Raw genomic sequence first — 20,712 nt, forward strand, 5'->3', positions numbered from 1 at the left:
TTTGGCTTGAGAAGGTGCCGGCATGATGCTGCGCGTTCTGTTCCTGTTGTGTTGCGTATCCTCCCTCACCGCCATGGCCGCTCCCCTGCCCGTTCCCGATCAGGGCCCGGCCTTGCGCATCCAGGGTTCCAACACCATTGGCGCGGCGCTGGGCCCGGCGCTGGTCAAGGGGTTGATGACCCAACAGGGTTTGCAAGGCCTCCACAGCGAGCCCAGCGACGGCACCAATGAACAGCGGGTGGTCGGCCAGACGCGCCAGGGTAAAACGGTGACCATCGAGGTCGCCGCCCATGGTTCCAGCACCGGTTTCGCCGCTCTCAAAACAGGCCGCGCCGACCTGGCTGCCTCGTCCCGTCCCATCAAGGACAGCGAACTGGTGGACCTCGAACCCGTGGGCGACCTGAAAAGCCCCGAGGCCGAGCAGGTGATTGCCATCGACGGCCTGGCCATTATCCTTAACCCGCGCAACCCGCTGAACACCTTGAACACCTGGCAACTGGCGCAGATCTTCAACGGCGAAGTCAGCACCTGGGACGCGTTGGGCGGTGTCGGCGGGCCGATTCATGTGTATGCGCGGGATGATCAGTCAGGCACCTACGACACCTTCAAGGAGCTGGTGCTGCGCCTGCGCGGTAAACCGTTGGTGGCGAGCGCCCAGCGTTTCGAGTCCAGCGAGCAGTTGTCCGACGCGGTCAGCCGCGACCCCCAGGGCATTGGCTTTATCGGCCTGCCCTACGTGCGTCAGGCCAAGGCGGTGGCGATTGTCGACGGCGACTCGCAACCGATGCTGCCGTTGAACAGCCTGATCGCCACCGAGGATTACCCGCTGTCGCGTCGTTTGTTCTTTTACCTGCCGCCATCGAACCGCAACCCATGGGCCGAGGCGCTGGTGGACTTTACCCAGAGCGCCAAAGGCCAGGCGATCGTGGCCGCCAACGGCTTTATCGCGCAGCAGGTGCAGGCCATGGCCGTGACACCGCGCCCGTCGATGCCCGACGATTACCAGGCGATTGCCCGCGATGCCCAACGCCTGAGCGTGAATTTTCGCTTCGAAGAAGGCAGCGCCAGCCTCGACAACAAGGCGCGCCAGGACCTGCAACGGGTAGTGGCGTACCTGAAGAGTCACGACAAGCTGAATAAACAGGTGACGTTGGTGGGCTTCGGCGATGCCAAGAGCGACCCGCAACGGGCAGCGTTGCTGTCCAAGCTGCGTGCCATGGCGGTGCGGCGGGAGTTGGTACGCAACGGTGTAGTGCTGCGCGATATTCGAGGGTTCGGTGCGCAGATGCCGGTGGCGGCGAATACGGCGGACGAGGGACGGATCAAGAACCGACGGGTGGAGGTGTGGGTGTATTGAGGCTTGGGTGTTGTGTAGTTGGCAATGGCCTCATCGGGGGCAAGCCCCCTCCCACACTGACTGGAGGAATCCGATCAACTGTGGAAGGGGGCTTGCCCCCGATGCAGGCGCCGCAGTCTTACTGCCCGCCGCGCATCAACTTCAAAGACCGTTCCCACGCTCCCGCGTGGGCATGCAGCCCGTGACGCTCCGCGTCGCCTGTGCGCAGCCGCCTAGACTTGCGGCGGCTGGCGGGACGCAGAGCGTCCCAGGAGGCATTTCCACGCAGAGCGTGGGAACGATCATTGTGGAAGGGGCTTGCCCCCGATGCAGGCGCCACAGGCTTACTGCCCGCCGCACATCAACTTCAAAGATCGTTCCCACGCTCCCGCGTGGGAAAGCAGCCCGTGACGCTCCGCGTCGCCTGTGCGCAGCCGCCTAGACTTGCGGCGGCTGGCGGGACGCAGAGCGTCCCAGGAGGCATTTCCACGCAGAGCGTGGGAACGATCATTGTGGAAGGGGCTTGCCCCCGATGCAGGCGCCACAGGCTTACTGCCGGCCGCGCATCAGCTCTTTAGGCACATACTTACCGATCTCGAACTTGCCGATCGCCGCGCGGTGCACTTCGTCCGGGCCGTCGGCCAGGCGCAGGGTACGTTGCATGGCGTACATGTAGGCCAGCGGGAAGTCGTTGGACACCCCGGCGCCGCCGTGAATCTGGATCGCACGGTCGATCACCTTCAGGGCCACGTTCGGCGCCACTACTTTGATCTGGGCGATTTCGCTTTTCGCCACTTTGTTACCCACGGTGTCCATCATGTAAGCCGCCTTCAGGGTCAGCAGGCGCGCCATGTCGATTTCCATGCGTGAGTCGGCGATTTTGTCGATATTGCCGCCAAGGCGTGCCAAAGGCTTGCCGAACGCGGTGCGGCTGACCGAGCGTTTGCACATCAGTTCCAGCGCGCGCTCGGCCATGCCGATCGAACGCATACAGTGGTGGATACGGCCAGGGCCGAGCCGCCCCTGGGCAATCTCGAAGCCACGCCCTTCACCCAACAACACGTTTTCATAAGGTACGCGCACGTTGTCGAACAGCACTTCGGCATGGCCGTGGGGCGCGTCGTCGTAACCGAACACCGGCAGCGGGCGGAGGATTTTCACCCCTGGGGTGTCCACCGGTACGAGGATCATCGAGTGCTGCTGGTGACGCGGTGCATCCGGGTTGCTCAGGCCCATAAAGATCAGGATCTTGCAGCGTGGATCGCAGGCGCCGGAGGTCCACCATTTCTTGCCGTTGATCACCCACTCGTCGCCCTGGCGTTCGGCGCGGGCGGCCATGTTGGTGGCGTCCGAGGAAGCCACGTCCGGTTCGGTCATGGCGAACGCCGAGCGGATCTCGCCGCGCAGCAGTGGTTCGAGCCAGCGCTGTTTCTGTTCGGCATTGGCGTAGCGCACCAGCACTTCCATATTGCCGGTATCCGGCGCCGAGCAGTTGAACGGCTCCGGCCCCAGCAGCGAACGGCCCATGATTTCCGCCAGGGGCGCATATTCGAGGTTGGTCAGGCCAGCGCCCAGTTCGGACTCGGGCAAGAACAAATTCCACAGGCCCTCGGCTTTAGCCTTGGCTTTGAGTTCTTCCATGATCGCGGTGGGCTGCCAGCGGTCGCCTTCGCTGACCTGGCGTTCAAACACCGGCTCGGCCGGGTAAACGTAAGCGTCCATGAACGCAGTGACGCGTTCACGCAGTTCCTGAACCTTTGGCGAATAGGCGAAATCCATGAGCAGCTCCCTTCTTTGAGAGGTTGTTTAAGTCATGCAATCGATGCTAGAACAGCGTTGATAATTTACCTAGCCTATTCTCGGCGTGTATTAACATTCATCACCGATATATGATCGGCGTATGAACACCTAACAATAAGAGCGCAACGAAATGAATCTGAGCAAGGTCGACCTCAACCTCTTCATCGTCTTTGACGCGATCTACACCGAAGCCAACCTGACCCGCGCCGGGCAGATTGTCGGCATCACCCAACCAGCGGTGTCCAACGCTCTGGCCCGCCTGCGCGAGACCTTCAACGACCCGCTGTTCGTGCGCACCGCCCAAGGCATGGTGCCCACGCCGATGGCGCAGAACATCATCGGCCCGGTGCGCAATGCGCTGTCGCTGCTGCGGGTGTCGGTGCAGGAAAGCCGCATCTTCAACCCGCAACAGGCGGCCAAAACCTATCGCATCAGCATGACCGACCTCACCGAAGCGGTAATCCTGCCGCCGCTGTTCCAGCGCCTGCGGCGTCTGGCACCGACGGTGGTGATCGAGAGTTTCCTGTCCAAGCGCCGCGAAACCACCAAGGAACTGGCCGCCGGGCGCCTGGACTTTGCCGTGGACGCACCGCTCAACACCGACCCGCAGGTGCGTCACGTCAAACTGATGGAAGACCGCTACGTGTGCGCCATGCGCAAGGGCCATCCAATGGCGGGCAAGGAGAAACTGACCCTGGACGACTACTTGTCACTGACCCATATCCACATCTCCAGCCGCCGCAACGGCCTGGGCCACGTCGACCTGGCGCTGGGCAAGATGGGCATCCAACGCAAGATCGCCCTGCGCTCCCAGCATTACTTGATGGCCTCGCAAGTGCTGCAGCAGACCGACATGGTGATGACCGTGCCCGAACGCTTCGCCCGACGCCATGAACTGCACTGGTTCAACTTGCCGGTCAACGATGTGCCGCCAGTGGAAACCCATTTGTACTGGCACGAAAGTACCGACCAGGACCCGGCCAACCGCTGGATGCGCGAGCAAATGATCGAGCTGTGCCAGCAGGTCACGGCCCACGAAAAGAAACTCGACAAACAACAAGCTTGAGCGCCCCTCCCGTGCAATGGACTACCAAAGAGCCCTTTGTGGGAGGGGGCTTGCCCCCGATGGTCCGCGCAGCGGACCTTGACGTTCACGTCAACCTGCCTTTAGCTTAGCGCCAGGACTTTCTTGAGCGCCGCCATGAGCACCACCTACAGCATTTCCGACCTCGCCCGCGAGCTCGACATCACCACCCGCGCCATCCGCTTCTATGAAGAACAGGGCCTGCTCGCCCCGGAGCGGCGTGGCCAGGAACGCATCTACAGCGCACGGGACAAAGTCAGCCTCAAGCTGATCCTGCGCGGCAAGCGCATCGGCTTTTCCCTGGCCGAGTGCCGCGAGTTGATCGAACTCTACGATCCGAGCAGCGGTAACCACATCCAACTCAACAGCATGCTGGCCAAGATCGCCGAGCGCCGTGAGCAGTTGGAACAGCAGTTACTGGATATCGAACAGATGAAGCTGGAACTGGACACCGCCGAAGAGCGCTGCACCCAGGCCCTGGCTCAAACCATGCGCCAGGCCGGCGATTAATCAAAAGGTAACCGCCATGACCCTCCCCTCCCACGTTCGCCTGGTTGAAGTCGGCCCGCGCGACGGTTTGCAGAACGAAGCACAGCCCATCAGCGTCGCGGACAAAGTCCAATTGGTGGACGCTCTCAGCGCCGCCGGTTTGAGTTATATCGAAGTCGGCAGTTTTGTCTCGCCCAAGTGGGTGCCGCAAATGGCCGGTTCGGCCGAGGTGTTCGCGCAGATCCAGCGCAAACCCGGCGTTACCTACGGCGCCCTGGCGCCGAACCTGCGCGGCTTCGAGGATGCGCTGGCTGCCGGGGTCAAGGAGGTGGCGGTGTTCGCAGCCGCGTCCGAGGCGTTTTCCCAGCGCAATATCAACTGCTCCATCAGCGAAAGCCTGGAACGATTCGCGCCGATCATGGCCGCGGCCCAGCAACATGGGGTCAGCGTGCGCGGTTACGTGTCCTGTGTATTGGGTTGCCCGTACGAAGGCGAGATCGCCGCCGAACAAGTAGCGACCGTGGCGCGGGAGTTGTATGCCATGGGCTGTTATGAAGTATCCCTGGGCGACACCATCGGCACCGGCACGGCGGGTGCGACGCGTCGACTGTTTGAAGTGGTCGGTGCGCAGGTGCCGAGGGACAAGCTGGCCGGGCATTTCCACGACACCTATGGCCAGGCCATCGCCAATGTGTACGCCGCCCTGCTGGAGGGCATCCAGGTGTTCGACAGCTCTATCGCCGGCCTGGGCGGTTGCCCGTACGCCAAGGGCGCCAGCGGTAACGTCGCCACCGAAGACGTGCTGTACCTGCTCAATGGCCTGGGCATCCACACGGGTATCGACCTGGACGCGTTGATCAACGCGGGCCGGCAAATCAGCCAGGTGCTCGGCCGCCCCAGCGGCTCGCGTGTGGCCAAGGCACGTAACGCGGTGTGAGTAGCACGCCTGTGACAATGTGTTACCCAAGCCCTACACATCGAGTAACACGGGAACATATTTTGTCGTATTTGCCCCCAGCCATTTCCTACATAAAAATCAAATCCTTGATTTTAAAGGTATTTTAAAAGTTGGCACGGCTTCTGCTATCTCTATGGCATAACAAGAATAAAAAGCGCCAAACCTAATAAAAATAAGACGAAACGACTCTGACATAACAAAAACAACACGGCAGAGACGCAGCTAACAGATTTTTTTGGAGAAGATGTGCTTCGCAGGGTACGGCGTGCCGAAACCCGCAACCGGACAGAGAAAAATAAAACTACCTTCAGGTAGCTGCCCACTGGTTGGATCGTTTACGAAGAAGCAGATCAGCGTTCAAAAAAATACGTTTGCTCTTGACCCCGGATGGGGGTCGCCCAAAACAGCGGTAAAGGGTAACGGTTGCCAAAAACAATAACAGACCGCCCCTCAATAATAAGAAAAGAGCACGCAACGATACGTTAAAGGGGACCTTCGGGTCCCCTTTGTGTTTTTGCGGTTGATGTTTCAGAGCTGGGTGCCGTGTTTCGCCGCGTGATTATTGAGTATTTTGCGCGTTAATAACGTTAGCCCCAGTTGTTCCTGTTGGCTTCGTAAGACGCCGAGCGCATCCATCTGCTTTTTATAAAAGCCACTGCGCATCGAGCCATCCACCAGCACCTCATCGCGGCTCACGCCCAGTACGCTGACCACCCTCTCGACCGCTTGATCCTCTGGAACATCCCCTTCCGACAATCCCCACAACTCCAACAAAGCACTGCTCTTTTCATCTATAGGCTTGATCTCGGGGGCTATCAGTGCTTCAAACTCAGCGCGGTAGTGCGTACGCAGGTACCTGTCCCAGAATGGTTGGTCAACCAAAAATGTTTCGTAATCACTGCTGACGGCTTCTGCTTTGAGTACGTCATCGAAGGCGGCGTTAATGGCCGCCGGGGTCACATTCGCCGTCCGAGCGAACAGCATCTCCCGCGACTTGACCGGTAGCTCTAGCTTGTCGGCCAACCCGATTCGATACGCCAGAATCACTTCGCTCTGCTCTGTAAACGCAGCGCCTCTGGCCATCACATCCCGTTGTGCAATCTCATCGACCAACTTCAACCGAAACAGCTGTTTCGATACGTTCAGCAGTTGATCCTCGAGATACGGCCCATCTGCCAGTTCCGTAGCGTTCAACACAAACAGCTCACGCTCCAGGTTCATGAACTCAAGCGTACTGCCATCACCACAGGTGGCCCTGTCATCGGCAATCTCGAACAACTTATTACGGATATTCTCGCTGTCGCTGACGGCCTTGAGCATTGCCCAGACACGCTCTCTCAATTGCGCTCGGGTGGTCAGGTTGCGGTATTCGGCCGATCGCGTGGTATCCGCCACCACGGTCAGCAATGCGCTCGACTCCGGTTCGGCCGTGAGCGAGTCCCAGAGGGTTTCACCGCGTGATCGCTCGGTTTGCTCCAACCCTTGCAACCATAAGTCTCGCCCTTCGCCAGCCGTCACATGTTCCCAGTTTGGCTGAACCACAGGGGCTTGGGGAGCGAGCCTTTGGAGTGTCTCTGCCGATAACGGATTTTCATGCAGATTGATCCGTTCAAGATGCTGGTACGCATACTCAGGCAATGTGCCGATCCGGTTCCCATGCAGATCGATCCTGGCCAGCTGCGTGAGCTGTTCCGCGCCGGAGGGGAAAGTTGTTGTTTCTGTCCCGCCCAGGTAAAGCTGATTGAGACTTCGCATTCCGCTCAGATTGGCGGTCCATCCCAAGCGGCGGTTGCCGGACAGCTTGAGGATTTTCAAACTGTGCATCCGCTCCAGACGTGCGTTCGCCTGGCCATTCAGCCGAATATCATTTGCACTCAAGTCCAGCTTGGTCAGCCCAATGCCGTCATTGGCAAATTCCGGCAATCGGGTCAGAGCGTTCCCATTGAGTTTCAACCAGCGCAATCCGCCAAAAGGCCTCAAGAACCCCATTGAATCGTCGGTCAAGCCCATACGGCTCAAACGCAGACTGCCCACGTGATCCATATTGGCGGTGATCATTGGAAGTTGCCCGATGGGCTCGTCAGCCAAATCAAGGCTGTAGCCAATGGGTGTTCCATCCGCGGCATAGGCCTGGGCTGAGGTCCGCCGCCAGGCGGCTTTGATCGAATGGGCAACCCTGCGTCTGGCCTGGCTAAAGCCTGAACCCGGCTCAGTACTCCATTCGGTCAGCCCCGTTTCAAGCTGATCGAATTCACGCCCAAGTGCGGTCAATCTTTGCAGGACGTCAGCATCGCTGCTCTGCTCAAGGCCTAAAAAAGCTTCCACCTCTCCAAGTGCTTTGGAGGGATAGACTTTCGCTGCGGCAAGCCTGCACGCGAAGGGACGTTGGGCAGTTCCCGCAACGGGGCTCAATGGATAACCGAAACGCCCATCGGCAAGGCGCATGGGTGATTTGTAGCCGGGTTTGATCGGCTGCACACCCAACGCGCGCCGGGCCGCTGTTTGGTTCAATGGCTGACGTACAAGCTCGGCTTTGAGATCTTCAGTGCCTACCTTGAGCGTCTCCCAGTCCGTGAATCGCTCCCCGGCAGCGATCCAGAGCGCGCTGTAGAAAGCACCTGGGTCTGCCCGTGAGTACAGGGTTTTACCCGACGCATCGAAGACACTCCACTGCTTCATGTCCGTGCTCACCAGTTGAACGTGTTGGGGGGCTTCTGCGCTGCCTACGCGGTCGAGCAAGGGTCCCGTCGGGCTGTCGGCGCGCAGCTCGATGCTGACGCCTTCCAGTTTGCCGGGGATGGCTGCCAGCGTGTGCAACGCCAGCTGCGCACTGTCCATCGTCAGTTGAGTGTCAAAGTGAATAGCGGCGTTGGCCCGCAGGACGCGCACGCGTGGCAGATAAGCGCGGGCCTCTTGCGCCAGGCGCAATGGCAGGCGGGAATGTCGTGCGATTTGTTCCAGCTCACCAGCGTTGGCGTGGGCCAGGAGTTCTTCGATGACCAGTTTGGGCAAGCCGGGAAAGGTACGCTGGACCAACTGCACATTGCTGTCATCGGACCGGTTTGTAGAGGCGATGTCGCGCTCAATGATTTCACTGCGGTGTTCAGTTGCCAATCGCAGCAGACGCCGCTGGTAATTCGCGGCCCTCTGGGCCTCAGACGGCACTTCGAGCGCCCGCCTCTGGAGCGAGCGTTGCAAGTGTTCCGGCAATTCGACCTCGGTCCTGCCAATCAGAAGATCAAGCGTGACGGTGTCGCGTGGAATACCCTCGTCCAGCAATTGACGCGCTTCGGCCAGATCCATGTTTGCCAGCAGCGTCGGCAATATCCGCCCGGCTCGAACGTCCGCTTCGTCCAGTCGAATCAAAGGCTTTTGCGCGTCTGTATCAGCCGATCGCCATACGACGTTGTCCGCCCCATCCACGACTGCGACCGCCTTGCTACTGGGCCACACGCCCTCGCGCATGATCAAATCCAGCTGCTGATAGCCGTCTATGCGCGTCAGTGCGTCAGGCTCCGTACTGCGCAGATGATCGAGCAATACCTGGTGCCTGGCATTGGCCTCGAAGTGTCTCAAGCCCTCCCTGAACAGCGGCGCGGGTAATTGCTGATCGATATAGAGGCTACGCAGCGCTTGATCCGTGACCCCGCTCATGACCCTCAGATGCTCCAAGTCGGTATCGCTCAGGGCATCGACACTGTGCCCGATACGGCGTAACAACGTTTTGCGATCCCAGGTAAGGGGCTGTTCGAACTCATGCACCCAGGCGCCGCCACCGTTATGCCGAATGCGCGGTGAATAGCGCGAAACGTTGTCTGGATGGATAAGCCGTGCATCGCTATCGGGATCGGCGATTTTGTAATGCCCGCCGTCCACGGGCAGATAGCTTTCACCTTCATGAGCGTACAACCCCCTGGCATCGGGCTTGAGCTCGACAGGCAGGGTGATCGAGTGCTTGAAAGAGCCCAGCCCGGAATCGAGCAGACGAACCTTGGCGCCCGCCAATTCGACGCGCACCAGGCGTTTGACGAACGCCGACTCCTTCGCGACCAGAAGGGCCTTGGGAATCGCCAGCCCCGCCACACCCAGCAAGACGGTGGAGAAATGCCCCCAGGCTTCTTGTACGTGCCCGTCGGACCACGCCTCGATGCCTTCGAACAGTTCATAGGACAGTTGCAAGGCGCCCACCACCAGCATGACTTCGCCAAGAACCGGCACCACCATCCCGGCCAGGTTCAGAATGTCCAGCAGCCTGTTCCCCCATAATGAGAGCCTGGCGCTGTAGACACGGTTGTCCAGGTCTTGAGTCGAAACAGCGGCGACGCTGCAGTTGGCCATGATCACGCGGATCTTCTGTAACGCGCTGTCCATCCAGACATCCCTGAATGACGGACCGTAACCGTAGTCGGCAGGACTCTGAATTCTGCTCTTGGCAGCAGGGTCGAAATCCTGGGAATGGGTGAACACGCCCGTAGGATCAAGCAATGTCTTGAGCTGGGTAAAAAACTCATCGTGCGCGGAAAGTGGCACGAACTGGCTGAAGAACGCCCGGTATTCGGCGCTGCACAACCGTGTGGTCAGGTCATCGGCAAACCAGTCGAGGCTGGGGTACGCCTTCAGTACGGAGTGCGGATCACCCGGGATGTAGACCAAGCATCGGCGAGGCAGAATCGACGCATTCCTTAAATGGGCGGCCACCGCTACGGGCCCGATGACCAGGATATTTTCCAGTATGCAGTCGCATAACGAAAACCTGGAAAACCGGATATTCTCGCCGTCCAGCTGCCGGCCGCTCTGGTTGATCAGGATGTCCTTTATCAAGGCATGTCCATCAGGCTGGATGTCCTGTTTCATCAACGCGATCTGCGCGGCCAGCTCCAATTGGTTGCGATGCGCGGTGATCATCGCGCTGTAAAGCTTGCCGGAGGCTGCACCGGGGATTGTCGAGGTGATCTGGGCATTGAGCGTGGCACGGACATGCTCGTAGTACTGCGCGCCCAGGTCCAGTTTCCTGCACAAGCGGGCAAACTCATGGGCCTTGATTCGCACAGGCAGGGACTTAACGTCGCCGGGATTGGGCAATGCCTGCGATGAACGCCGATGAAAGTTGTAGTGAGTAATCAGGTGACAGTCCCGGCAGACGGGAACCTTGGTTTCATCGTCGCTGAAGTTGCTCAACGCCGCTTCCAGAAGGCTCACCCCTTGATAAAAGTAGAACTGCGGCGCCAGTGTCGACTCGGCGCTGCGGGAAACCTCGCCGGGCAGGCGCTCACATTCCTTTTGTTCCATCTTGCGTGCATAAAAAACCCGCCTGACATCCAATCGAAGGCCGAAGGTCTTTTCGATCGCCTCGACCAGCAAGGGTTGCGCAAAGTCAGCGGCACTGTTCAACCCGATCAGCAATTGATCCAACTGATTCAACGAGCGCCGGCTACGGCTGTGAATCGCCTTGAGCGCCTCCCTGGCTTGTTCCGGCGCGCGTTTGAACCAACCCGGAATATTCAACGGCTGGAGAGCCAGTTGTGTTTTGTGGTCCGCCAGCGACTCGGTGTACCAGTCAGGCGTGTTGTCTCTGACGGTATGAAGGTGAACCTCTTGTTCGTTCTGGCCTGAAGCGGTAGCTGTCACGTGGGTAGCCCTGGTTAGCGAAATAGGTTCGCTACCCTAGGCCGCGGCCTGGATACACAGGCAGCACGCGAATATCACCCTGGGTATGGCGTAATGTGTCAGCCGCGACCCAACGCCTCCAGGGTCATCTCACCGATGCCCTGCGTCTCCTGCTTGCACACCTTTCCACTCGTCCGATTGCGGCAAATGGGCGGGTTTTCGTCTCTTTTCACCGCTCGGAACCCTGTTGTATAACCTTCTCTCCCCTATCGGGAAACGACGTACATGATTCAACCCGTCCTGCGGGCTGAAGGTTCCGTTGAGAGCAGTTCTGCCGTCCAGCGTCTGAATGCACGTCCTTTTAATGGAGTAAAAGGAGCGGCCGATGACTACGCTACACACATTCCACCTGCCTGAATCCATCAGCGCTACCCCTGAGGACATCGCCCTGGGCAAGGCAATGATCGAGGTCTGGCGTCGTGACGGTATTTTCCAAGTGGCCGCCACCCCCGCACAAAATCGCGCCATGCTGCAGGCCATGAAGGCCAGCCAGGGTTTTTTCAGACTGCAGCCCAGGAACAAGGCCCGTCGAATCAGCGACCTGACGTACAGCGGTTACATCGCGTCCGGCGAAGAGGTCACGGCGGGCCAGGCGGATTACTCGGAAATATTCACCGTCTGCAAGGATCTGCCCTTGGACGACGTCCGGGTGAAGAACGGCTGGCCTTGCCATGGGCCCGTGCCCTGGCCGAACAAAAACTACCGCCTGCGCATGCACACCTTTATGGAGGCGCTGGGCGACATTGGCGAGCGGTTGCTGACACTGGTCGCCCTGGGCCTGGAGCTTGAAGATCGCCATACGTTCACTGACCTGACCCGCGATGGCTGGCATCACCTGCGCGTGCTGCGTTTCCCTGCGGGCTCGTCGGCGACTGCCCGAGGTATCGGCGCGCATACCGACTATGGGTTGCTGGTGATTGCCGCGCAGGATGACGTGGGCGGGCTTTATATCCGCCCGCCGGTCGCCGGGGAAAAACGCAACAGGAACTGGCTGGAAGAAGAAAGCTCGGCAGGCAGGTTCGAAGACCAAGACCCTTGGACGTTTGTCCAGCCCATGCCCAGGGTCTTCACGGTGTTTCCAGGCGATCTCCTGCAATTCATGACCGACGGCTATCTGTTGTCGACCCCACACAAGGTCAAGCTCAACACCCGCGAACGCTTCGCCCTGGCGTATTTCCATGAACCCAACTTCGAAGCGATCGCCCGGCCGGTGCGGGGCCAGACGCGCGGGTCATTCATTCACTACGGCGAACACTTCACTCGGATGTTCATGCGCTGCTACCCGGAACGGATCACCACCCGGCGCATCCTCAAGGAGAACCGGCTCGCTCACCTTGAGCTGATGAAGCGCCACGCCGGCTCGGCCCCTGTCACGACGTGATCGGGGGCGAGCCGACGCACCTCAGGACTGGCGCAGCTCGTCGATGCTGATCTCGCGCATGCGAAACTTCTGGATCTTGCCGGTGACCGTCATCGGAAACTCATCGACAAACTTGAAATGCCGGGGCGTCTTGAAGTGCGCGATGCGGCCTTTGCACCAGGCTTGCAACGTCAGCGCGTCGGCCACATGGCCTGGGTGAAGCTTGACCCAGGCAACAATTTCTTCACCGTAATGTGCATCGGGAATGCCGACTACCTGCACGTCGGCCACCGCCGGGTGGGTGAAGAAAAACTCCTCCAGCTCGCGCGGGTACACGTTCTCGCCACCGCGAATGATCATGTCCTTGTTGCGCCCGGCGATGCACACGTAGCCCTGCTCGTCCATGGTCGCCAGGTCGCCGGTGTGCATCCAGCCGGCCTCGTCGATGGCCTCGCGGGTGCCTTCGGGGTTGTTCCAGTAGCCGAGCATCACGCTGTAGCCGCGGGTACACAGTTCGCCGATTTCACCGCGCGCCACGGTGTTGCCGTCGGCGTCGACGATCTTGTTTTCCAGTTGCGGCTGGGTGCGGCCGACGGTGGTAACACGGCGCTCAAGGTCGTCATTCGGCCCGGTCTGCAAAGACACCGGGCTGGTTTCGGTCATGCCGTAAGCGATCTGCACTTCGCCCATGTGCAATTCGGCGATAACCCGGCGCATCACCTCGATGGGGCACGTGGCCCCGGCCATGATGCCGGTGCGCAGGCTGGACAGCTCGAACTCGCCTCGCCGTGGGTGATCGAGCATCGCAATAAACATGGTGGGCACGCCGTACAGGCCGGTGGCGCGTTCTTCGGCGACGGCGGTGAGGGTCAGCAGGGGGTCGAAAGCGTCGTTCGGGTAAATCATGGCCGTGCCATGGGTGATACAGCCTAGGTTGCCCATCACCATGCCGAAACAATGATAAAGCGGCACCGGGATCACCAGCCGATCCCGGGCGGTCAGGCCGAGGCTTTCACCGACCATATAGCCGTTGTTGAGAATGTTGTGATGACTGAGAGTGGCGCCTTTGGGAAAACCGGTCGTGCCGGAGGTGTACTGGATATTGACGGCTTGATCGAAATGCAGGGTGGCCTGGCGCTGGTGCAGATGTTCGGGCGGCACGCCTGTGCCGAGGTCGGCCAGTGTCGACCAGGGCGTAAAGCCTGCCGGCGGGTTGGGGTCGAGGCTGATGATGCCGCGCAGGTCGGGCTTCAATTCCTGGAGCATCGCGTGATAATCGGAACCCTTGAATGCACCGGCGCACACCAGCCATTGGCAACCGGACTGCTTGAGTACGTAGTCCAACTCACTGCTGCGGTATGCCGGGTTGATATTGACCAGGATCACCCCGAGCTTGGCGCTGGCGATCTGGCTGATCAGCCATTCGGCGCAGTTCGGCGCCCAGATGCCCAGGCGGTCGCCGGTCTGCAGGCCAAGGGAGAGGAAAGCCCGCGCATGCAGGTCCACGGTGTCGGCCAGTTGTCGCCAGGTATAACGCCGCAACTGATGGCGCACCACCAGCGCTTCACCATCAGGGTAGCGCGCTACTGTCTGATCGAAGGCCTGGCCGATGGTCATGGCCAGTAAGGTCTTGTCCTGGGAGCCACGGCTGTAGCTCTGAAGTGGTTGATCCATAACGACCCCTGTTATCTTTTTTGTAGGTTGACGTAAACGTAAACTACGATTGACAGCGCCGTAACGCAAGCTTACGTTAACGTAAAGGTGAGCGCCCTCCTCCTGGCGCCCGACCCACAACAACAACGCTCACATTTAAGGTGCCTGTCCATGAGTTACCCGTCCCTGAACTTCGCCCTCGGCGAAACCATTGACATGCTGCGCGACCAGGTGCAGTCCTTCGTGGCCAAGGAGATCGCACCCCGCGCAGCGCAAATCGACAGCGACAACCTGTTCCCCGCCGACCTGTGGCGCAAATTCGGAGACATGGGCCTGCTGGGCATCACCGTGCCGGAAGAGTACGGCGGCGCCGGCCTGGGTTACCTGGCGCATGTGGTGGCCATGGAAGAAATCAGCCGTGGCTCGGCGTCGGTGGCGTTGTCCTACGGCGCCCACTCCAATCTCTGCGTGAACCAGATCAACCGCAACGGCAACCATGAGCAGAAGCTCAAATACCTGCCGCGGTTGATCAGCGGCGAACACGTCGGCGCCCTGGCCATGAGCGAGCCGAACGCCGGCTCCGACGTGGTCTCGATGAAGCTGCGCGCCGACAGACACGGCGACCATTACGTGCTCAACGGCAGCAAGACCTGGATCACCAACGGCCCCGACGCCAGCACCTACGTGATCTACGCCAAGACCGACCTGGAAAAAGGCCCTCACGGCATCACCGCGTTCATTGTCGAGCGCGATTGGAAGGGTTTCAGCCGCAGTAACAAGTTCGACAAATTGGGCATGCGCGGCTCCAACACCTGCGAGCTGTTTTTCGATGACGTCGAAGTGCCCGAAGACAACATCCTCGGCGTGCTCAACGGCGGCGTGAAAGTGCTGATGAGCGGCCTGGACTATGAACGCGTGGTGCTTTCCGGCGGCCCCACCGGGATCATGCAGGCGTGCATGGACCTGATCGTGCCGTACATCCACGACCGCAAGCAGTTCGGCCAGAGCATCGGCGAATTCCAGCTGATCCAGGGCAAGGTCGCCGACATGTACACCCAGCTCAACGCCAGCCGCGCCTACCTGTATGCCGTGGCCCAGGCCTGCGAACGCGGCGAGACCACGCGCAAGGACGCCGCCGGGGTGATTCTCTACAGCGCCGAACGCGCCACGCAAATGGCCCTGGACGCGATCCAGATTCTCGGCGGCAACGGCTACATCAACGAATTCCCCGCCGGTCGCCTGTTGCGCGACGCCAAGCTGTACGAAATCGGCGCCGGCACCAGTGAGATCCGGCGGATGCTGATCGGTCGCGAACTGTTCAACGAAACTCGCTGAGGGCACGCGCCATGGCCACCTTGCACACCCAGCTCAACCCGCGCTCGGCGGAGTTCGCCAGCAACAGCGCGGCGATGCGCCAACAGGTCGACGCCCTGCATTCCCTGCTTGCTCAGGTCCAGCAAGGCGGCGGCGCCAAGGCTCAGGAGCGGCATACCTCACGGGGCAAACTGTTACCGCGTGAACGCATCAATCGCCTGCTCGACCCCGGCTCGCCGTTTCTCGAACTCAGCCAACTCGCCGCCTATCAGGTTTACGGCGAAGACGTGCCCGCCGCCGGGGTGATCGCCGGGATCGGGCGCGTGGAAGGCGTGGAGTGCATGATCGTGGCCAACGACGCCACGGTCAAAGGCGGCTCCTACTACCCGCTGACCGTGAAAAAACACCTGCGCGCCCAGACCATCGCCGAGCAGAATCGCCTGCCGTGCATCTACTTGGTGGACTCCGGCGGCGCCAACCTGCCGCGTCAGGACGAGGTATTTCCGGACCGCGAGCACTTTGGGCGGATCTTTTTCAACCAGGCCAATATGAGCGCCCAAGGCATCCCGCAGATCGCCGTGGTAATGGGCTCATGCACCGCCGGCGGCGCCTACGTGCCGGCCATGGCCGACGAAGCCATCATGGTGCGCCAACAGGCCACGATCTTTCTGGCCGGCCCGCCGTTGGTAAAGGCCGCCACCGGGGAAGTGGTCAGCGCCGAAGACCTTGGCGGCGCGGATGTGCATTGCAAAATCTCCGGCGTGGCCGACCACTATGCCGACAGCGATGAACACGCCCTGGCCTTGGCGCGACGCAGCGTGGCCAACCTGAATTGGCGCAAGCAGGGCCAGTTGCTGCAACGCACGCCGGTGGCGCCGTTGTACAGCGCCGAGGAGCTGTACGGCGTGATTCCGGCCGACGCCAAGCAGCCGTTCGATGTGCGTGAAGTGATAGCACGCCTGGTCGACGGCTCGGTGTTCGATGAGTTCAAGGCGCTGTTCGGCACCACGCTGGTGTGCGGTTTCGCCCACCTGCACGGCTACCCGATTGCGATCCTGGCCAACAACGGCATTCTGTTTGCCGAAGCCGCGCAAAAAGGCGCGCACTTTATCGAACTGGCTTGTCAGCGTGGGATTCCGCTGCTGTTTCTGCAGAACATCACCGGCTTTATGGTCGGCCAGAAATATGAGGCCGGCGGCATTGCCAAGCACGGCGCCAAATTGGTTACGGCAGTGGCGTGCGCCAAGGTGCCGAAATTCACCGTGATCATCGGCGGCAGCTTTGGCGCCGGTAACTACGGGATGTGCGGCCGCGCCTATGACCCGCGCTTTTTGTGGATGTGGCCGAATGCACGCATCGGCGTGATGGGCGCCGAACAGGCAGCCGGGGTACTGGTGCAGGTCAAGCGCGAGCAGGCCGAACGCGCGGGCGCCGGGTTCAGTGCCGAGGAAGAAGCGGCGATCAAGCAGCCGATCCTCGACCAGTACGAAACCCAGGGGCACCCCTACTATTCCAGCGCACGCCTGTGGGATGACGGCGTCATCGACCCGTTGCAGACCCGCGACGTACTGGCCCTGGCCCTGTCCGCGGCCCTGAACGCCCCCATCGAGCCGAGCCGCTTCGGCGTGTTCCGCATGTAAATGGAGCTGCACCCATGAGCGATTTCAATACCCTCGAACTGATCACCGACCGCCGTGGCTTTGCCACGCTGTGGCTCAGTCGTGAAGCCAAGAACAACGCATTTAACGCCGAGATGATCCGCGAATTGATCATCGCCCTCGACCAGGTGCAGGGCGACGCCTCCCTGCGATTTCTGCTGCTGCGCGGGCGCGGCAAGCACTTCAGCGCCGGGGCCGACCTGGCCTGGATGCAGCAATCGGCCGAGCTGGATTACCACACCAATCTCGACGACGCCCGCGAACTGGCGGAACTGATGTACAACTTGGCCAAGCTGAAAATCCCCACCCTGGCGGTGGTGCAAGGTGCAGCCTACGGCGGCGCCCTGGGCCTGATCAGTTGTTGCGACATGGCTATCGGCGCCGACGATGCGCAGTTCTGCCTGTCGGAAGTGCGCATCGGCCTGGCGCCGGCGGTGATCAGCCCGTTCGTGGTGCAGGCCATCGGCGAACGCGCGGCACGGCGCTATGCCCTGACCGCCGAGCGCTTTGGCGGCCAGCGCGCGCGTGAAATCGGCCTGCTGGCGGAAAGCTACCCGGCGGACGAGCTGGACATTCACGTCGAACATTGGATAGCCAATCTGCTGCACAACAGCCCGGCCGCGATGCGCGCCAGCAAGGACCTGTTGCGCGAAGTCGGCAATGGCGCCCTCACCCCGGCATTGCGCCGCTACTGCGAAAACGCCATCGCCCGCATCCGCGTCAGCGCCGAGGGGCAGGAGGGCTTGCGCGCCTTTCTGCAGAAGCGTCCACCGAGCTGGCAGGCGCAGGAGCCGCGCTCATGAGCACATTGACCCGCGTATTGGTCGCCAACCGTGGTGAGATCGCCTGTCGCGTGATGCGCACCGCCAAGGCCATGGGCCTGACCACCGTGGCGGTGCACAGCGCCATCGACCGTAACGCGCGACACTGCCGCGAAGCGGATATGTGCGTCGACCTGGGCGGCAGCAAGGCCAGCGAAAGCTACCTGCAGATCGACAAACTGATCGCCGCCGCCCACGCCAGCGGCGCCCAAGCCATTCATCCGGGCTATGGATTTCTCTCGGAAAATGCCGGTTTCGCCCGTGCCATCGAAGCCGCCGGGTTGATCTTTCTCGGCCCGCCCGCCTCGGCCATCGACGCCATGGGGAGCAAATCGGCGGCCAAGCAATTGATGGAAACCGCCGGCGTGCCCTTGGTGCCGGGCTACCACGGCGAGGCCCAGGACCTGGAGACCTTCCGCGACGCCTGCGCCCGCATAGGTTACCCGGTGCTGCTCAAGGCCACTGCCGGCGGCGGCGGTAAGGGCATGAAGGTGGTCGAGGATGTCAGCCAGTTGGCCGACGCCCTGGCTTCCGCCCAGCGCGAGGCGTTGTCGTCATTTGGCAACGGGCAGATGCTGGTGGAGAAATACCTGCTCAAGCCCCGCCATGTGGAAATCCAGGTTTTCGCCGACCAGCATGGGCACTGCCTGTATCTGAATGAACGCGATTGCTCGATCCAGCGCCGCCATCAGAAAGTCGTGGAAGAAGCCCCGGCCCCCGGTTTGAGTGCTGAACAACGCCGCGCGATGGGTGAGGCCGCCGTGCGGGCGGCCCAGGCAATCGGTTATGTCGGCGCCGGCACCGTGGAGTTCCTGCTTGACGCACGCGGTGAGTTCTTCTTTATGGAGATGAATACGCGGCTGCAGGTGGAACACCCGGTCACCGAGGCGATCACCGGCCTGGACCTGGTGGCATGGCAGATGCGTGTGGCGCAGGGTCAAGCGTTGCCGATTACCCAGGCGCAGGTGCCCTTGATCGGCCATGCCATTGAAGTGCGCCTGTATGCCGAGGACCCGGCCAATGATTTTATGCCCGCCACCGGCCACCTGACGCTTTATCGCGAATCCGCCCCCGGCCCTGGGCGCCGCGTGGACAGCGGCGTGGCCCAGGGTGACAGCGTCTCGCCATTCTACGACCCGATGCTGGGCAAGCTGATCGCCTGGGGCGAAGACCGTGAGCAGGCGCGGCTGCGGTTGCTGAGCATGCTCGACGAATTCGCCGTGGGCGGGCTGAAGACCAACCTGGGTTTCCTGCGGCGCATTATCGCGCATCCGGCGTTCGCCTCCGCGGAACTCGATACCGGGTTTATCCCGCGCTATCAGGAACAACTGCTGCCGCAGGCCGGTGCGTTGAGTGACGCGTTCTGGCAGGTCGCGGGTGAAGCATTCATGCAGAGCCTGCCCGCCGGCAACGGTCCGTGGGCGGACATCCGTGGCTTTAGAGCGGGATTGCCCGCCGAGGTGTCACTGCACTTGAGCTGCAACGGGCAGGATCGACTGGTGACCCTGGCGCCGGACCCCGCGCAACTGCACGGTGAGCAGTTGATCATCGACCGCGACGGCGTGCGTTGCAGCCAATTGGCGGTGCGCCACGCAGACGTGGTGTTTGTACGCTGGGACGGCGAAATGCATGGGGTCAGCCTGTTCGATCCGATTGCCGCCGTGGGGGCCAACCAATCGCATCAGGGTGGCCTCGTCGCGCCCATGAACGGCAGCATTGTGCGGGTGCTGGTGGACGTCGGCCAGACGGTCGAGGCCGGCACTCTGATGGTGGTGCTTGAAGCAATGAAGATGGAACACAGCATTCGTGCGCCCCAGGCCGGGGTAGTCAAGGCACTCTTCTGCCAGGAAGGCGAAATGGTTGCCGAAGGATGCGTGCTGGTGGACCTCGAACCGGCCGGCTAGAACCTTGCCATGGCCAGCACCACGACGCCGAGGATACGCCACCCCTCGGTGAACAGTTGTTTCGGATAGGTGGGGTTGAGCGGTACCAGGTAAAGCTGACCGCTCTCCTCCAGCAATTGGCGGAAAGTGGCGTGGGGGCTATCGGGCCATTGTGCGACCACCAATTTGCCGGGTTGGGCGCTGATGGCCGGGTCCACCAGGATCATCATCCCTGCGCCAATGCTCAGGCCGCTGGGTGCGGTCATCGCGTCGCCCATGACCGGTAACCAGAAAGCGTCGCCCCTGGCGTGGTAGTCAGCGGCTTCATAGCGCGCACCGCCGTAGGCCGGGCGTTCCTCGCGAACTTCACACAGGCTGTTCCAGTCGTTGACCGGGTAGCGGTAATACGCGGGCCGGGGCGTCGGCGAGGCGGTTTCGGCCTGCCGTTCGCGCACCTCCTGCACCACTTCCAGATCACCCAGGCCCAACGCCTCGAGCACCCGGTTCATATCCGCCAGGCTCGGCACGCGACGCTTGTTGAGCCAATGGCCGACACCGCCCTGGGACATGCCCAGGCGCTCAGCCAATTCACCCTGGGTGACCTTGCGGTCTTTCATGTTGGCTTTGACCAACCCGATCCATTTATCCATGGGCCAGACAATACGGCAGGACGTTTTCATGGCAATAAA

13 protein-coding genes are annotated in these 20,712 nt (G+C 61.2%); 9 read left to right on the forward strand and 4 right to left on the reverse strand.

From position 1 onward, the window contains the following. The first annotated feature begins 22 nt into the window (after positions 1–22). Positions 23–1,357: a substrate-binding domain-containing protein gene (locus QRN10_RS10520; RefSeq protein ID WP_285428359.1), complete on the forward strand. Its 1,335-nt coding sequence runs from the start codon at positions 23–25 to the stop codon at positions 1,355–1,357. 528 nt (positions 1,358–1,885) lie between these two features. Here QRN10_RS10520 and QRN10_RS10525 read toward each other — a convergent pair. Next, on the reverse strand, positions 1,886–3,115 hold the full coding sequence (locus QRN10_RS10525; protein WP_285428360.1) for an acyl-CoA dehydrogenase: 1,230 nt from the start codon (positions 3,113–3,115) through the stop codon (positions 1,886–1,888). A 151-nt stretch (positions 3,116–3,266) separates the two neighbouring features. Here QRN10_RS10525 and QRN10_RS10530 point away from each other — a divergent pair, with 151 nt between their 5' ends. The 3 genes from QRN10_RS10530 (at position 3,267) to QRN10_RS10540 (ending at position 5,646) form a co-directional block, all read left to right on the forward strand. Continuing rightward, positions 3,267–4,202 carry a LysR family transcriptional regulator gene (locus QRN10_RS10530; RefSeq protein ID WP_181080952.1) on the forward strand — a complete coding sequence of 312 codons (936 nt, stop codon included), beginning with the start codon at positions 3,267–3,269 and terminating at the stop codon, positions 4,200–4,202. A 135-nt stretch (positions 4,203–4,337) separates the two neighbouring features. After that, positions 4,338–4,730, forward strand: coding sequence for a MerR family transcriptional regulator (locus QRN10_RS10535; RefSeq protein ID WP_034098804.1), 393 nt, complete (start codon positions 4,338–4,340; stop codon positions 4,728–4,730). Between the two features lie 16 nt (positions 4,731–4,746). Continuing rightward, on the forward strand, positions 4,747–5,646 hold the full coding sequence (locus QRN10_RS10540; protein WP_285428361.1) for a hydroxymethylglutaryl-CoA lyase: 900 nt from the start codon (positions 4,747–4,749) through the stop codon (positions 5,644–5,646). Between the two features lie 549 nt (positions 5,647–6,195). On the opposite strand, the gene QRN10_RS10545 is transcribed toward QRN10_RS10540, so the two are convergent. Continuing rightward, positions 6,196–11,295, reverse strand: coding sequence for an NEL-type E3 ubiquitin ligase domain-containing protein (locus tag QRN10_RS10545; protein WP_285428362.1), 5,100 nt, complete (start codon positions 11,293–11,295; stop codon positions 6,196–6,198). A gap of 364 nt (positions 11,296–11,659) precedes the next feature. Between QRN10_RS10545 and QRN10_RS10550 the strand changes: the two genes are divergently transcribed. Beyond that, complete coding sequence (locus QRN10_RS10550; protein WP_285428363.1) at positions 11,660–12,715, forward strand: 2OG-Fe(II) oxygenase family protein; 1,056 nt, start codon at positions 11,660–11,662, stop codon at positions 12,713–12,715. 21 nt (positions 12,716–12,736) lie between these two features. Here the strand turns inward: QRN10_RS10550 and QRN10_RS10555 are convergent, their stop codons facing one another. Then, positions 12,737–14,368, reverse strand: a complete 1,632-nt coding sequence (locus tag QRN10_RS10555; protein WP_253508317.1) for an AMP-binding protein — start codon at positions 14,366–14,368, stop codon at positions 12,737–12,739. A gap of 150 nt (positions 14,369–14,518) precedes the next feature. Here QRN10_RS10555 and QRN10_RS10560 point away from each other — a divergent pair, with 150 nt between their 5' ends. From QRN10_RS10560 to QRN10_RS10575, 4 genes are read left to right on the forward strand one after another with little or no spacing between them, the layout of a single operon-like run. Further along, positions 14,519–15,682, forward strand: coding sequence for an isovaleryl-CoA dehydrogenase (locus QRN10_RS10560; protein ID WP_285428364.1), 1,164 nt, complete (start codon positions 14,519–14,521; stop codon positions 15,680–15,682). A gap of 11 nt (positions 15,683–15,693) precedes the next feature. Further along, positions 15,694–17,301 (forward strand): carboxyl transferase domain-containing protein, encoded by a 1,608-nt coding sequence (locus QRN10_RS10565; protein ID WP_285428365.1) that lies wholly within the window; start codon positions 15,694–15,696, stop codon positions 17,299–17,301. A 14-nt stretch (positions 17,302–17,315) separates the two neighbouring features. Then, complete coding sequence (locus QRN10_RS10570; RefSeq protein ID WP_253508321.1) at positions 17,316–18,122, forward strand: gamma-carboxygeranoyl-CoA hydratase; 807 nt, start codon at positions 17,316–17,318, stop codon at positions 18,120–18,122. Then, a complete protein-coding gene (locus QRN10_RS10575) occupies positions 18,119–20,044 on the forward strand; it encodes an acetyl/propionyl/methylcrotonyl-CoA carboxylase subunit alpha (RefSeq protein WP_285428366.1) in 1,926 nt (641 codons plus the stop codon). Before QRN10_RS10570 ends, QRN10_RS10575 begins: the two co-directional genes overlap by 4 nt. Here the strand turns inward: QRN10_RS10575 and QRN10_RS10580 are convergent. Beyond that, on the reverse strand, positions 20,041–20,673 hold the full coding sequence (locus tag QRN10_RS10580) for a LexA family protein (RefSeq protein WP_181080961.1): 633 nt from the start codon (positions 20,671–20,673) through the stop codon (positions 20,041–20,043). The genes QRN10_RS10575 and QRN10_RS10580 overlap by 4 nt on opposite strands. Positions 20,674–20,712: the final 39 nt, after the last annotated feature.

Source organism: Pseudomonas sp. lyk4-R2A-8 (genome assembly GCF_030209095.1).
Classification (GTDB): domain Bacteria; phylum Pseudomonadota; class Gammaproteobacteria; order Pseudomonadales; family Pseudomonadaceae; genus Aquipseudomonas; species Aquipseudomonas quebecensis.